The organism is Rhizobium sp. NZLR11 (assembly GCF_019685115.1).
Lineage (GTDB): Bacteria > Pseudomonadota > Alphaproteobacteria > Rhizobiales > Rhizobiaceae > Rhizobium.
In genome coordinates, this window is sequence record NZ_JABDWD010000008.1 from 205,187 (window position 1) to 219,224 (window position 14,038).

The 14,038-nt window shown below is 62.3% G+C and carries 15 protein-coding genes and 1 pseudogene; 9 read left to right on the forward strand and 7 right to left on the reverse strand.

The genetic code is table 11. From position 1 onward, the window contains the following. Positions 1-209: 209 nt before the first annotated feature. Both hpf and ptsN read left to right on the forward strand, forming a co-directional pair. Positions 210-785 carry a ribosome hibernation-promoting factor, HPF/YfiA family gene (gene hpf / locus HJB83_RS16460; RefSeq protein ID WP_007633740.1) on the forward strand — a complete coding sequence of 192 codons (576 nt, stop codon included), beginning with the start codon at positions 210-212 and terminating at the stop codon, positions 783-785. 70 nt (positions 786-855) lie between these two features. Continuing rightward, entirely contained in the window at positions 856-1,320 is a 465-nt protein-coding gene (gene ptsN / locus HJB83_RS16465; RefSeq protein WP_003570770.1) for a PTS IIA-like nitrogen regulatory protein PtsN, read from the forward strand. Positions 1,321-1,475: 155 nt separating this feature from the next. On the opposite strand, the gene HJB83_RS16470 is transcribed toward ptsN, so the two are convergent. Next, a complete protein-coding gene (locus HJB83_RS16470; protein ID WP_207582667.1) occupies positions 1,476-2,375 on the reverse strand; it encodes a ribokinase in 900 nt (299 codons plus the stop codon). A gap of 141 nt (positions 2,376-2,516) precedes the next feature. After that, complete coding sequence (locus HJB83_RS16475; protein WP_207582668.1) at positions 2,517-3,740, reverse strand: DNA recombination protein RmuC; 1,224 nt, start codon at positions 3,738-3,740, stop codon at positions 2,517-2,519. 203 nt (positions 3,741-3,943) lie between these two features. Between HJB83_RS16475 and HJB83_RS16480 the strand changes: the two are divergent. The 6 genes and pseudogenes from HJB83_RS16480 to truA all read left to right on the forward strand — a co-directional run bounded on the left by HJB83_RS16480 (position 3,944) and on the right by truA (position 8,550). Then, positions 3,944-5,440: pseudogene (locus HJB83_RS16480) on the forward strand (globin-coupled sensor protein). Positions 5,441-5,537: 97 nt separating this feature from the next. Further along, entirely contained in the window at positions 5,538-6,053 is a 516-nt protein-coding gene (def, locus tag HJB83_RS16485; RefSeq protein WP_207582670.1) for a peptide deformylase, read from the forward strand. 64 nt (positions 6,054-6,117) lie between these two features. After that, on the forward strand, positions 6,118-6,378 hold the full coding sequence (locus HJB83_RS16490; protein ID WP_221132418.1) for a FitA-like ribbon-helix-helix domain-containing protein: 261 nt from the start codon (positions 6,118-6,120) through the stop codon (positions 6,376-6,378). After that, on the forward strand, positions 6,375-6,794 hold the full coding sequence (locus HJB83_RS16495; RefSeq protein ID WP_221132419.1) for a type II toxin-antitoxin system VapC family toxin: 420 nt from the start codon (positions 6,375-6,377) through the stop codon (positions 6,792-6,794). Before HJB83_RS16490 ends, HJB83_RS16495 begins: the two co-directional genes overlap by 4 nt. A 20-nt stretch (positions 6,795-6,814) precedes the next feature. Then, on the forward strand, positions 6,815-7,750 hold the full coding sequence (gene fmt / locus HJB83_RS16500) for a methionyl-tRNA formyltransferase (RefSeq protein ID WP_221132420.1): 936 nt from the start codon (positions 6,815-6,817) through the stop codon (positions 7,748-7,750). Continuing rightward, the gene (gene truA / locus HJB83_RS16505; protein ID WP_221132421.1) at positions 7,750-8,550 is read left to right on the forward strand and encodes a tRNA pseudouridine(38-40) synthase TruA; all 801 of its coding nucleotides are present in this window, start codon (positions 7,750-7,752) and stop codon (positions 8,548-8,550) included. Before fmt ends, truA begins: the two co-directional genes overlap by 1 nt. A 6-nt stretch (positions 8,551-8,556) precedes the next feature. Here the strand turns inward: truA and HJB83_RS16510 are convergent, their stop codons facing one another. From HJB83_RS16510 to dapD, 3 genes are all read right to left on the reverse strand, one after another. Beyond that, on the reverse strand, positions 8,557-9,153 hold the full coding sequence (locus HJB83_RS16510) for a hypothetical protein (protein ID WP_221132422.1): 597 nt from the start codon (positions 9,151-9,153) through the stop codon (positions 8,557-8,559). Then, entirely contained in the window at positions 9,140-10,333 is a 1,194-nt protein-coding gene (gene dapE, locus HJB83_RS16515; RefSeq protein WP_221132423.1) for a succinyl-diaminopimelate desuccinylase, read from the reverse strand. Before dapE ends, HJB83_RS16510 begins: the two co-directional genes overlap by 14 nt. Positions 10,334-10,431: 98 nt before the next feature. After that, positions 10,432-11,292 (reverse strand): 2,3,4,5-tetrahydropyridine-2,6-dicarboxylate N-succinyltransferase, encoded by an 861-nt coding sequence (dapD, locus tag HJB83_RS16520; RefSeq protein WP_221132424.1) that lies wholly within the window; start codon positions 11,290-11,292, stop codon positions 10,432-10,434. A 193-nt stretch (positions 11,293-11,485) separates the two neighbouring features. On the opposite strand from dapD, the gene HJB83_RS16525 reads away from it, so the two are divergent. Then, positions 11,486-12,352, forward strand: coding sequence for an LOG family protein (locus HJB83_RS16525; protein WP_221132425.1), 867 nt, complete (start codon positions 11,486-11,488; stop codon positions 12,350-12,352). 120 nt (positions 12,353-12,472) lie between these two features. Here HJB83_RS16525 and HJB83_RS16530 read toward each other — a convergent pair whose 3' ends face one another. Beyond that, positions 12,473-13,108: a calcium-binding protein gene (locus HJB83_RS16530; protein WP_221132426.1), complete on the reverse strand. Its 636-nt coding sequence runs from the start codon at positions 13,106-13,108 to the stop codon at positions 12,473-12,475. 130 nt (positions 13,109-13,238) lie between these two features. Then, on the reverse strand, positions 13,239-13,952 hold the full coding sequence (locus tag HJB83_RS16535; protein WP_207582679.1) for a pyrimidine 5'-nucleotidase: 714 nt from the start codon (positions 13,950-13,952) through the stop codon (positions 13,239-13,241). Positions 13,953-14,038 lie beyond the last annotated feature (86 nt).

Below are 14,038 nucleotides of genomic sequence, written 5' to 3' on the forward strand. Positions count from 1 at the left end.
TTCGCCCTATTGACTTTTCGACAACGGCTGGCTAGAAGCCCGCCGCAATCGATGCCGCAAACGGCGTCTGGAGTTATCCCCAGCATCAGAAGGGCACCAAGGACCCCCAGGCTGACGCCGATCTTGCTTGAGATTGCGCGAAGTGCTTGGATGAACCTGAGGCTTGGCGTAAACTGATACCCGCAAACGACGATAAGAAGGGAAACTCCATGAGTGTGCGTGTGTCCGGTAAACATATGGAAATTGGTGACTCGTTCCGTCAAAAGATCGAGGACCAAATTGGTATGGCCATCACGAAATACTTCGACGGGGGATATTCGGGTCAGGTGACCGTGGAAAAGGCGAGTTCTCGTTACTCGGCAGACTGCAAGCTTCATCTCGACAGTGGGGTGGTGCTGCATGCGGCCGGCGAGGCGACGGACCCGCAGCTGGCTTTCGACGCCGCTTCCCAGCGCATCGAAAAACGGCTGCGCCGCTACAAGCGCAAGCTGAAGGACCATCACGCCGGAAACCATCTGAACGGTTTTGCAGAAGTCGCCTACACGGTCATGGATTCCGTTCCTGACCACGAAGATGAAATCCCCGACGATTTCGCGCCCGCGATCGTCGCCGAAAGCACGAAGCAGCTGAAGACCATGTCGGTGGCCACCGCCGTAATGGCGCTCGACATGACCGACGAGCCGCTTCTCCTGTTCCGCAGCCCCGGCAAGGAACATCTGAATATCGTTTACCGTCGGCACGACGGAAATATTGGCTGGATCGATTCAGCCAATATCAAAGGCTGAGATCAGGGCTATGAGCGGCGGTATTGCCGCCGCTCCTTGCATTTGATCAAGGCGACAGAAGGAAAAAGAAATGGCATTGGCAGATTTGCTCCATCAGGATGCGATCATTCCCGCCCTCAGAGTAAATTCCAAGAAACAGCTGCTTCAGGAATTGGCCGCAAGAGCCGCCAGGATCACCGGGCTCTCCGAACGGGAGATTTTCGACGTCATCCTGCAGCGCGAACGCCTTGGCTCGACCGGCGTCGGCAACGGCATCGCCATTCCTCACGGCAAGCTGGTCAACATCCATTCGATCGTCGGCATCTTCGCCCGGCTGGAGCAGCCTGTCGATTTCGAGGCCCTGGACGACCAGCCTGTCGATCTCGTCTTCCTGCTGCTGGCGCCGGAGGGCGCGGGTGCTGATCATCTCAAGGCCCTGTCGCGGATTGCCCGCGTGCTGCGCGATCACGATCTGGTCGCCAAGCTGCGCGCCACCGATTCCGCTTCGGCGATCTACGCCTTCCTCAATGAGGAGCAGACGTCGAACGCTGCGTGAACCAGGCCCTGCAAACCTGTGCAGCAGTTTTGCGATAAGGATCTGCAGAAAGCGCGCCGCATGAATCACCTTCGATGCGATGCGCGTCAGGCAAAAACCGCCGGAATTCCCTGAAACAGCAGGAGTTTTACCGGCGGCTTCGCAAGGAAACCCCGCTATATCCGGGCTGCGACGTCTTCACCCGAAGGGATCGAAGGCTGTGCCCCTGATTTGAGGCAGGCGAGCGAACCGGCAACGGCCGCACGGCGCAGCGCCGAGGCAAAATCGAGGCCCTCGTCGAGGCTCGCAGCGAAATAGCCGCAGAAGGTGTCGCCGGCGCCGACCGTATCGACGGGTTCGATCTTCAGACCCTGCGCCCTTGAAACCGCCCCATCGCGGATGGCGACGACGCCGTCGCCGCCAAGCGTCACGATCAACGTCTGGCCGGTTTCGGCATGCAGCCGGGTCAGGGCTGCCTCACGCGCCTGCGCATCCATGCCATCTTGGCCGGCTAGCCGCTCGAACTCGGTCTCGTTGGCGATGACGATATCGGCAAGTCGGCCGAGACGCGGCGCATCGGGGATCAAAGGAGCAAGGTTGAGGATGCTGGTGACGCCTTTGGCGCTGGCGGCCGACAGGGCGCGTTCGACGGCTGCAGCCGGCACTTCGAGCTGCAGCATCAGGATATCGCCTTCCTTCATGCCGCCGATCGCCGTCTCGGCATCCTCAGGCGCGACCAGGCCGTTGGCGCCGGGAACGACGGCGATCATGTTTTCGCCGTCGCCGCCGACAAGGATCAGCGCCGTGCCGGTGGGACCGTCGACATGTTTGACGAGAGAAAGATCGGTTCCTGCATCATCGAGCAGGGAAAGGGCATCGGCGGCGAAGCTATCCTTGCCGACGGCGCCGGCCATATGCACATAGCGGCCGGCGCGCCGCGCTGCCAGCGCCTGGTTGGCGCCCTTGCCGCCGGCGGCTGTGGCAAAACCGTTGCCGGCCACCGTTTCGCCGGGCTTCGGCAGGCGCTCGGTCGTGGCGATGAGGTCCATGTTGATGGACCCGAAAACTGTTATCATCAAGGGTGTCCCGTCTTTTGGGGCATGCGGCGACGGCATGCTCCACTTCTTCGATAGAGCATGATGCCGAAAAGTGTGCGCGGTTTTCGAAAGACATCATGCTCCTGCTGTTTCATTCGGGCGAGACACTGCCCGAAGCGGTCACTCCTCGTCAACCACCCTGAGCTTGAGAAGACCGGTACGGCTTTCCACCGATTTGGCCGCAGGTTCGCTGTCGCGAGCAGGTTTGGCCTCGCCGCCTGCCTCGAATTCCAGCGCTTCGATCTTGGCGCCGCGCCTGGTGAGTTTGTCGGCCGAGGTGACCACCATGTCGATATCCTTCTGCGCCAGGGCGAAATGACCCTGCAGCTTGCGCACCCGCTCGTCGAGGCGGCCGAGATCGTCCATCAGGATCGCCACCTCGCCCTGGATCAGATGCGCCTGCGCCCGCATGCTCTGGTCCTTGAGCACGGCCTGGATGACCTGGATCGACAGCATCAGCAGCGACGGCGAGACGATGACGATGCGCGCCCGGTGCGCCTTCTGCACCACCGGCTCGAAGTTTTCGTGGATCTCGGCGAAGATCGATTCCGACGGCACGAAGAGAAAGGCCGTGTCCTGGGTTTCGCCCTGGATCAGATATTTCTCGGAAATGTCCCTTATATGGACCTCCATGTCGCGGCGGAACTGCTGGCCGGCGGTCTTGCCGGCCTCGGGACTGCCGGCGTCGCGGATCGCGTTCCAGGCTTCGAGCGGGAATTTTGCGTCGATCACCAGCGGCGGCGCGCCGTTCGGCATGCGGATCGTGCAATCCGGTCGCGAGCCGTTGGTGAGCGTCTGCTGGAAGGCATAGGCGCCCATCGGCAGGCCGTCGGCGACGATGGTCTCCATCCGCGACTGGCCGAAGGCGCCACGTGTCTGCTTGTTGGACAGAATGGCCTGCAGCCCGACGACATCCTTGGCGAGCGTCTGGATATTGTTCTGCGCGGCATCGATCACCGCCAGCCTTTCCTGCAGCCGCTGCAGGTTCTCATGGGTCGATTTGGTCTGCTCGGTGATCGTCGAGTTGACGCGCTGCGACATGCCGTCGAGGCGTTGGCTGATCGTCTGGTTGAGTTCACTCTGCCGCGCGCCGAAGACCTCGGTCATCGCCGCGATGCGGCCCTGCATCTCCGCCTGGATCCTGAGAAGCTCGGCCATGCGCGCGTCGCTTTCCCCAGCGCGAAAGCTCGCTTCCTCCGCCTGCTCGTGGCGAAGGCTCGCGCCCCGTAGCAGCAGCACGATCACCAGCAGGACAAACGCCAACAGAACCCCGCCGGCAAGCGCCAGCATGGCCGGGCTGATCGAGGCAAGCGACACAGTGAACGAATCGGAATTGACGGTCATGTCGCAACCATACCAGAAGAGACGGCAATATATAGATCAAAGGGTGAACGGAATTGGCGGTCGCCACTATCCTCGCACGCCGCTACGTCTGCTGGCTCCTGCGGAGAAATTGCGCCTCGATTTAACGATTGCTCAACCATATTCGCCAAAACCTGCGGCGCAGAATTCCTTCCCGCACACTCGCGCCAAGTACAGAGATCCCGATGACCTCCCGGCAGACCGACAGTGCCCTCAGGCAGCGCCTCGATTTCATCGAACTCGACGAGGCGGCGCGCAAGTCGATGCGGGATCTGCGCCCTGTCATCACCGAGCTGATCGGCGGCGCCCTCGATAAATTCTACGCCAAGATTGCCAGAACCCCGGCTGTCGCCGGCTTCTTTGCCGACAAGAACCATGTCGGCAAAGCCAAGCAGCGCCAGCAGGATCATTGGGCCAATCTCGCCGGCGGTGCGTTCGACGACAGTTATGTCGACGGCGTCACCGCGGTCGGCCGGACGCACGCCCGCATCGGCCTGGAGCCGCGCTGGTATATCGGCGGTTACGCCATCGTCATGTCCGAACTCGTCAAGGGCATCATGGAAAAGCAGTGGCCGTCGGTTTTCGCGCGCCAGCAAGGCAAGCTGCTGGCCGAGAAGCTGTCGGCCGTCATCAAGGCCGGCATGCTCGACATGGATTATTCCATCTCGGTCTATCTCGAAACGCTCGAAGCCAAGCGCCGCGCCTTGGAAGAGCAGCGCGCCAAGGCCGAATCCGACCAGGCGATGGCACTGGAGCAACTGCGCCGCGGTCTGGAAGCGCTTTCGAACGGCGATCTCGAAGCCACTCTGCCGTCCGACCTGCCGGGTAATTTCCGGCAGATGGCCTAGGATTACAACCGCGCCGTCGGCGCCCTTCGCAAGTCCTTCGCATCCGTGCGCGAGGCCTCGGGCCAGATCATGGGCGGCGCCGATGTCATTTCCACTGCGACCAACGACCTGGCGCTTCGCACCGCCCAGCAGGCGGCGGGCGTCGAGGAGAGTTCAGCCGCCCTGCAGCAGCTCTCCGTCAGCGTCGGCCAGACGGCCGCCAATGCCGAAAAGGCATCGGCTGCCGTGCGCGAGACGCAGCAGAAGGCGAAGAACTCCGGCGAACTCGTCACCAGCGCCGTCTCGGCGATGGCCGGCATCGAGAAATCCTCGACCGGGATCTCCAAGATCATCGGCGTCATCGATGAGATCGCCTTCCAGACCAATCTTCTGGCGCTGAACGCCGGTGTCGAGGCGGCGCGCGCCGGTGATGCCGGCAAGGGTTTTGCCGTCGTCGCCCAGGAAGTCCGCCAGCTCGCCCAGCGCACGGCCGAAGCCGCCAAGGAGATCAAGAACCTGATCTCGCAGAGCTCGACCCAGGTCAATGAGGGCGTCGGCATCGTCTCCAGCACCGGCGAGGCGCTGAACGACATGATCAGCCGCATCGACATCATCAACCGCTTCGTCGCCGATATCGCCGCCGCCGCCCGCGATCAGGCGACCGGCGTCAACGAGGTCAGCGTCGCGGTCCGCAACATGGGAGCGATCACCGAGCAGAATTCGGACATGCTCGAGCACTCCTCGGCCGAAACCCGCCGCCTCAAGGACGAGGTGGAGAACCTGATCGAACTGCTGCGCCGCTTCCGCGCACGCCCCGAGGGCCATGCCGCCATCGCCGCCCGCTGGGCAGCCTAAGGGGAATATGGCGAAATTCCAGGCGGCGATGCAAAAAAGCGTCTTCGTCGCCTGCCGGATAATTCCATAGTCGGAAAAGATGGGTTATGGGAACGCCATGACCATCAAGCCACTCATCATTCTTCCCGATCCCGTTCTCCGCCAGATCTCCAAGCCGATCGAGCGGGTCGACGCCGATCTGCAGCGCCTTGCCGACGACATGCTGGAAACCATGTACGACGCGCCGGGCATTGGCCTTGCGGCAGTTCAGATCGGCGTGCCGCGCCGCATGCTGGTCATCGACATCGCTCGCGAGGGCGAGGAAAAGCAGCCGCAGGTGTTCATCAACCCGGAGATCGTCACCTCCTCCGACGAGCGCTCGGTCTATGAGGAAGGCTGCCTGTCGATTCCGGATTATTATGCTGAGGTTGAGCGCCCGGCTGTCGTCTCTGTCAAATATCTCGACCGGAACGGCAAGGAACAGACGGTTGAAGCCGACGGCCTGCTCGCCACCTGCCTGCAGCACGAGATCGACCATCTGAACGGCGTGCTGTTCATCGATTATATCTCGCGGCTGAAGCGGGAGATGGTGATCAAGAAGTTCACCAAGGCGGCGAAGTCGAAGGCGCTCTGAGCATTACGTTGAAATTCGCCGGAAAGGTTCTATGATATCACCGATATCATGATGGAGGTGCCGAATGGGTGACCTGCTTATCCGCGATGTTCCGGATGCGATGAAACGCCAGCTTCAGGAAAGCGCGCAGCGCAATGGCCGCAGCCTTTCGGAAGAGGCGATCGAAATCCTCCGCCGGCAGATCGCTGCGGAGCGCTTGGGCGTTTCGGCCGGGCAGCGCCTGCGCTCCTTGATGGGTGACGAAAGATTGCGAGAAAGTGAGGTGGAAGCCATTGCCGCATCGCGCCACGAACGCGACCGCGAACCACCGCACTTCGACACATGATCGTCCTCGATACGAATGTGATTTCCGAAATGCAGGGTAGGGCCCACAGCGAGCGGATATTGAATTGGCTTGATGGCTACGACGTTGAGACGCTATTTCTGACGACGATCGCCGTCGCCGAAATGCGCTACGGTCTTGAGCTCCTCGATGACGGCAGGCGAAAGACAGCATTGGTATCCGACTTCAATCGGATCGAGTCGGAATTTGCCGGCCGAATCCTCGGGTTCTCCCTCAGTGCGGCGAACCGCTACGGCCTGCTGGCTGCGGAGCGCAGAAAGGCCGGGCGGCCGATCGAAACGAAGGATGCAATGATTGCCGCCATCTGCCTTGCCAACGGCGCCACGCTTGCCACCCGCAACACCAGAGATTTCGAGGGGCTTGATCTCAAGCTCGTAAACCCGTTTGAAGACGGTTGATCCTCAATTGGCGAGATAGAATGTCTCTTCGCATCATTTTCATGGGAACCCCGGAGTTCTCGGTCCCGACCCTGCGCCTGCTTGTCGATGCCGGCCACAGGATTGTCGCCGTCTATACGCAGCCGCCGCGGCCGGGCGGACGGCGCGGGCTCGATCTGCAGAAATCGCCGGTGCATCAGGCAGCCGAACTGCTCGGCCTTCCGGTCTTCACGCCAGTCAATTTCAAGGATCCCGAGGAGCGCGAAAGATTTGCCGCCTTCGATGCCGATGCCGGCGTCGTCGTCGCTTACGGATTGCTGCTGCCGAAGGCGGTTTTGAACGGCACCCGCGATGGCTGCTACAACGGCCATGCCTCGCTGTTGCCGCGCTGGCGGGGTGCCGCGCCGATCCAGCGGGCGATCATGGCAGGTGATGAGAAGACCGGCATGATGGTGATGAAGATGGACAAGGGCCTCGATACCGGCGCCGTCGCCCTGACCCGCGAAGTCGAGATCGGCCCCAACATTACGGCAGGCGAGTTGCATGACCGGCTGATGCAGGTCGGCGCCAAGGCGATGGCCGAGGCCATGGTCAAGCTGGAGATGAACGATCTGTCGCTGACGCCGCAACCGGAAGAGGGCGTGCTCTATGCCGCCAAGATCGACAAGGCCGAGACGCGCATCGATTTCGCCAGGGATGCCAGGGATGTGCACAATCATATCCGCGGCCTGGCGTCCTTTCCGGGGGCCTGGTTCGAGCTCGAGATCGGCGGCAAGCCGGAGCGGGTGAAGGTGCTGGGCTCCGAGCTGGCCGAAGGGCAGGGGATAGCCGGGCAATTGCTGACCGACGATCTCCTCGTCGCCTGCGCGTCGGGTGCGGTGCGGCTGACACGGCTGCAGAAGGCAGGCGGCAAGCCGCTCGCCGCAGCCGATTTCCTCAGGGGCACGCCGCTTGGCGCAGGCACGAGGCTTTCCTGATGCCACGTTTCCGCATGACCGTCGAATATGACGGCGGCCCCTATGTCGGTTGGCAGCGACAGGAGAACGGCCCCTCGGTGCAGGGCGCGATCGAAGCGGCAGTGCTGTCGCTGACCGGCGAGACGGTCTTGGTCCGCGGCGCCGGACGCACCGATTCCGGCGTCCACGCGATGGGGCAGGTGGTTCATACCGATCTTTCCAAGGACTGGTCGCCCTACAAGCTGCAGAATGCCTTGAATGCCCATCTGAGGCTCGCCGGCGAGCGTGTCTCGATTCTCGATGTCGAGGCGGCTCCCGAATTCTTCGATGCTCGCTTCTCGGCTTTGCGGCGCCATTACCTCTACCGTATCCTCAGCCGCCGGGCGCCGCTGGCGCTTGAAGCCGGCAAGGCCTGGTGGGTACCGAAGGTGCTCGATCACGAGGTCATGCACGCCGCCGCCCAGAAGCTGGTCGGCCGGCACGATTTCTCCACCTTCCGCGCCGCACATTGCCAGGCAAACAGCCCGGTGCGCACGCTCGACCGGCTGGATGTGACCCGCAACGGCGAGCTCATCGAGATCCGCGCCACGGCGCAGAGCTTCCTCCACAACCAGATCCGCTCCTTCGCCGGCACGTTGAAGCTCGCCGGTGAAGGCAAATGGACGCCTGAAGATGTCGAGGCAGCCCTCGAAGCCCGCGACCGCAAGGCCTGCGGCCCGGTGGCACCGCCCGATGGGCTCTATTTCATGCAGGTGGATTATCCAGACGTGATCCCGGATCGCCGCAGGCCGGTCACCGATGACGGTGATGATCTATCGTAAAGTTGATCAGGGGGGATAGATGCCGAGGAAGTGCTGCAGATATTCCGAAAGGATCATCGACGGCACGAGCAGCACCAGCGTCAGCGCCCCGACCATCACGGCGTGACCGTGGCAGATCATCCGGATAATGCGCGCCAGCGCGAAGACCTGCGCCAGCATGAAGGCAAGCAGCAGCAGCGAGACGAGGCCGACGGAGCCGGGAAGGAAGACCACCATCGCCAGCAGCAGCCCGTTGATATAGGAGAGCGGCACGCCTAGCCAGTTGACGCTGACGACGACGGGGGCGAAACGTTCGCCCATGCGGAAGGCGAGCAGCAGCAGCCCGGCAAAGACCAGCGGCACGAACCAGTTGGCGACCTCGACGAGGCCGAGCCTGATATAGAAGGCAAAGCCGACATCGGCTTCCGGCGGCATCGACCGCAGGAAGGCTTGTCGCCACCAGAGCCAGGAAATGCCCATCGGCGGCAGGCACCAGGCCATCGCCCAGAACGAGCGGTTGACGCCGCGCTCCGACATGTCGAGGTAGCGGAAGCCGCGCGGATCCAACCGGATCAGCAGCCAAAGGCCGGCCAGATAATATTGAACTTCTCTAAGACCCGGCATTGGCGAACCAGCGGGCGATGAAGGTCTCGTAGATCGCCGTCAGCGTCTCCAGATCGGCAACGGCCACACGCTCGTCGACCATGTGCATCGTCTGGCCGACGAGGCCGAACTCGACGACCGGGCAATAATCCTTGATGAAGCGCGCATCCGACGTGCCGCCGGTGGTCGAAAGCGCCGGCGAGCGGCCGGCAACGCCTTCGACGGCCGATGACAGTGAGGCGATCAGGCCATTGTTGCGCGTCAGGAACACATGGCTTGGCCGGTCGGCCCAGACGATATCGTATTTCACCGGTGCGCGACCCGGCCGCAGCTGGCCGTTGCCGGCGGCGGCATCGAGGCGGCGCAGGATTTCGGTGCGCAGCGTTTCGGCCGTCCAGCTGTCGTTGAAGCGGATGTTAAAGCTTGCCGATGCCTTCGCCGGAATGACATTGGTCGCCGGATTGCCGACATCGACCGTGGTCACTTCGAGGTTCGAGGGCTGGAAGTCGTCGGTGCCGCCATCGAAGGGCGGGTCCATCAGCGCCTGGGTCAGCTGCAGCATGCCGCGCACCGGATTGTCGGCAAGGTGCGGATAGGCGGCATGGCCCTGGACGCCGTGCACGGTGATTCGGCCCGACAGCGAGCCGCGCCGGCCGATCTTGATCATGTCGCCCAGCCTGTCCGGATTTGTGGGCTCGCCGACCAGGCAGGCATCCCAGCGCTCGCCGCGCTCAGTGGCCCATTGCAGGAGCTTGACCGTGCCGTTGATCGCCGGGCCTTCTTCATCGCCGGTGATCAAGAAGGAGATCGAGCCGGAGGGCGGCCCGTTTTTCTCGATATGGCGGGCGACGGCGGCGACGAAACAGGCGATGCCGCCCTTCATGTCGACGGCGCCGCGGCCGAAAAGCTCACCCTTTGCAATCTCGGCGGCAAAGGGCGGATGCGTCCAGGCGGCCTCGTCGCCGACCGGCACGACATCGGTATGCCCGGCAAACATCAGATGCGGGCCATCCTTGCCGAGGCGGGCATAGAGGTTTTCGATATCGGCTGTGCCCTCTTCGCTGGCTTTCACCTTGTCGACGGTGAAGCCGAGCGGCGCAAGCATGGCGTCGAGCGCCGACAGCGCGCCGCCTTCGGCTGGTGTCACGGAGGGGCAGCGAATCAGCGTCTGGAGATTGGCGACGGGATCGGTAGCGGTCATGGCGGTCGAACTATCCGGCGGGAATGGCAAAGACATGGCAAGGCGGCGGCGCCTCGTTGAAGACGCCGTCTGTTTACCGGATCAATGTCCGGGTGTCATCAATCCCTGAGCAGCTCGTTGATGCCGGTCTTGGAACGGGTCTGTTCATCGACGCGCTTGACGATGACGGCGCAGTAGAGATGCGGCGCCGGCTTGCCGTTGCCCATGGTCGCAGTGCCCGACGGCATCGAGCCGGCGACGACGACGGAATAAGGCGGCACTTCGCCGTAGGTCACCTCACCGGTGGCGCGGTCGACGATCTTGGTCGACTTGCCGATAAAGACGCCCATGCCGAGCACCGAGCCCTCGCGGATGATGCAGCCCTCGACCACTTCCGAACGAGCGCCGATGAAGCAATTGTCCTCGATGATCGTCGGGCCGGCCTGCATCGGCTCCAGCACGCCGCCGATGCCGACGCCGCCGGACAGATGCACATGCTTGCCGATCTGGGCGCAGGAGCCGACCGTCGCCCAGGTGTCGACCATCGTGCCTTCGCCGACATAGGCGCCGAGATTGACGAAGGAGGGCATCAGGATGGCGTTCGGGGCAATATAGGCCGAGCGGCGCACGACGCAGTTCGGCACGGCGCGGAAGCCGGCGGCGCGGAATTGGTTTTCGCCCCAGTTTTCGAACTTCGACGGCACCTTGTCCCACCATGTGGAATTGCCCGAACCGCCCTTGACCACGTCCATATCGTTGAGACGGAAGGACAAGAGCACGGCCTTCTTCAGCCACTGATTGACCGTCCAGGCGCCGTCGGCGCCGCGCGTCGCGACGCGGACCGTGCCGGCATCGAGCAGATCGAGTGCGGCTTCGACCGCATCGCGAACCTCGCCCTTCGTCGACGTGTTCACATTGTCGCGATTGTCGAAGGCGGCTTCGATGGTCTTTTCGAGGGATGCGAGGTCGGTGGCGCTCATGAGAATTCCTTAAACTTCGATCTTTATCGTGGAGACGGCGAAGTCTCCGGAAGGCGGTGGGCGGGGGTTTATCCTGCTCTACAGCATGCAGCCGTAGAACGGAATGATTTTTCCGACAAGATCGTACCTGGATTCAAGGCGTTATAGCGACATATCCGGCTTCGTAGCCGGCAATACTGAAAGGCATTTCGAGATGGCGAAGGGACGGAACGGCGGTTCGCGGCGCAAGGATGGCGTATGGGACCCGCTGAAGAGCAGTTCGACCGACAGGCAGCGCGCCGAGGCCGTGCCGAAGACGCCGCAGACGATGTCGCCTGCCTACCGCCTTGCCTATGTCGACGAGGATTTCCTCTGCCGCGAGGAGCTGCGGCCGATCCGCCTGCAGCTGGAACTGATGAAGCCGGAAATGATGCTGACCGAACGCGGCATCAAGTCGACCGTCGTCATGTTCGGCGGCGCCCGCATTCCCGCCCCTGGGCAGAGCGCCTGGGCCGCCCGCAACGATGTCCAGCGCGTCAACCTGGAGGCGGCCTCGGTCTATTATGACGAGGCGCGCAAATTTGCCCGGCTTTGCTCGAAATATTCGGCAAGCTTCGATTTCCACGAATATGTCATCGTCACCGGCGGCGGCCCCGGCGTGATGGAAGCGGGCAATCGCGGCGCGGCCGACGAGGGCGCACCTTCGATTGGCCTCAACATCGTGCTGCCGCACGAGCAGGCGCCGAACGCCTATGTAACGCCGGAACTCAGCTTCAACTTCCACTATTTTGCCATCCGCAAGATGCATTTCATGGTGCGCGCCAAGGCGATCGCAGTGTTTCCCGGCGGCTTTGGAACACTCGACGAATTCTTCGAATGCCTGACACTGATCCAGACCGGCCGCATGGAGCGTCTGCCGCTGATCCTCTTCGGCGAGACGTTCTGGAGACGCATCATTAATTTCGACGCATTGGCCGAATTCGGCACGATCGCGCCCGACGACGTCAAGCTGATCAGCTTCGTCGACACGGCTGAAGCCGCGTGGAAGATTGTCCAGGATTTCTACGAACACCGGGAATAACGCAATTCCGAGGCAAAGTGCAAAGCGGTTTTCCGTCCGGAATGCGTAGAACAAACAGTTAGATCTCCGCTCTTTCCTCGCCGAACCAGGGGAAAGAGCGGAGCAATAGTGCGGCCGGCCTTACAGAAGCGGCCGGTCCGGCATGTCGTCGATCGAGATGACGCCGTCCTTGTTGCGGTCCATCCGCGCAAACAGCTTGTCGAAGGCGGCGACGGCTTCCTGTTTGGAAATCTGGCCGTTCTGGTCGGTGTCGACCCGGTGCATCATCATCGAGGCGCGCATGAAGTTGCCGCCATGGCGCATCCAGTGATGTCCATCACGGCCATCGTGCCCGCCGTGCCCTTCGCGGGGCGGCCGTGCCTGATCGTTATCCTCCGGTGTCGCGGCTGCGGTATCCGCATCCTTGGTTTCGCCGGCATCCTGCTTGCGCTGATCCTTCATCGCCTGCATCTGCGTCTTCTGGTATTCGCGGATTTCACCCGGAGTCAGCGAGCCGTCCTGGTTGGTGTCGATCGCAGCGAAAACCTTGTCGAGGCCGGCCGTGGCCTCCTCCTTGGTAACTTGCCCGTCCTTGTTCGCGTCGAATTGCTTGAGCATGCGGACATAGGTGATTTCGCGGAAGGCGGCAGGCCCTGGACCGTGCATGCCTGCCTGCTGACGCGGCCCGTCACCGGGTGCGGCATAGCCTGCCCCGGCGGCTGCGCCGAAGATGAGGGTGGAGGAAAGCGCTGCCAGTATCAGCTTGTTGCGGTACATCGTATTTGCCTTTCGTGAGGTGTCCCCTCACGAAGAAAGCTATGGCAACAGGGCGGAAAGACCCAGTTAAACATCGGTAAGCTGAATGAAACTTTGGTAATGCCGTCGGTCGCCGTCAGCCCGGGCGAAATCAGCCCGGACCGGTAATCCTGCCGAGAAACGCGGCGAGGTCGTCGGTGACGAAGTCGATATGATCCTCTTCGCCGCTGGTCTTTTCCCACCATTCGACGACCGTTTCTTCGAGATTGCGCGGCACCAGCAGCACGGTCTGCATGCCGAGCGCCTTCGGCACGGTCAGATTGCGCGGCAGATCCTCGAACATCGCTGCCTTGCTCGTTTCGACGCGCTTCAACGCCATGAATTTGTCGTAGGTCGCCTGCGCCGGCTTCGGCACGTAGTCGGCGGCGACGATATCGAAGATGTCGTCGAAATGCTCGAGAATGCCGAGCGCTTCGGCCGTCATTTCCGCATGCTTGACGCTGCCATTGGTGAAGATGAACTTGCGCCCCGGCAGCGCCTTGATCGCCGCGCCGAGTTCAGGCTGCGGCGTCAGCGCCGTGTAGTCGATCGCATGCGCCTTTTCGAGGAAGTCGTTCGGGTCGATGCCGTGATGGATCATCAATCCCTGCAGCGTCGTGCCATGCTCGAGGTAATATTGCTTCTGCAGCTTGCGCGCCTCTTCCCGCTCCATCTGTAAGAGCGCCGCGACATAAGCGGTCATGTTCTTGTCGATCTGCGCGAAGAGATTGACATGATGCGGATAGAGCGTGTTGTCGAGGTCGAAGACCCAGTCTGTGACGTGCGCGAAGTCGGCTTTATCAGGCGTGCGGTCGATCTTTGTCATGGCGGACTTATGGCACGGGTACGGCCGCAAGGAAATCGACAAGAATAAAATAGACGCCCGATTTTCGGCGGACGTCGCAGGCTCGG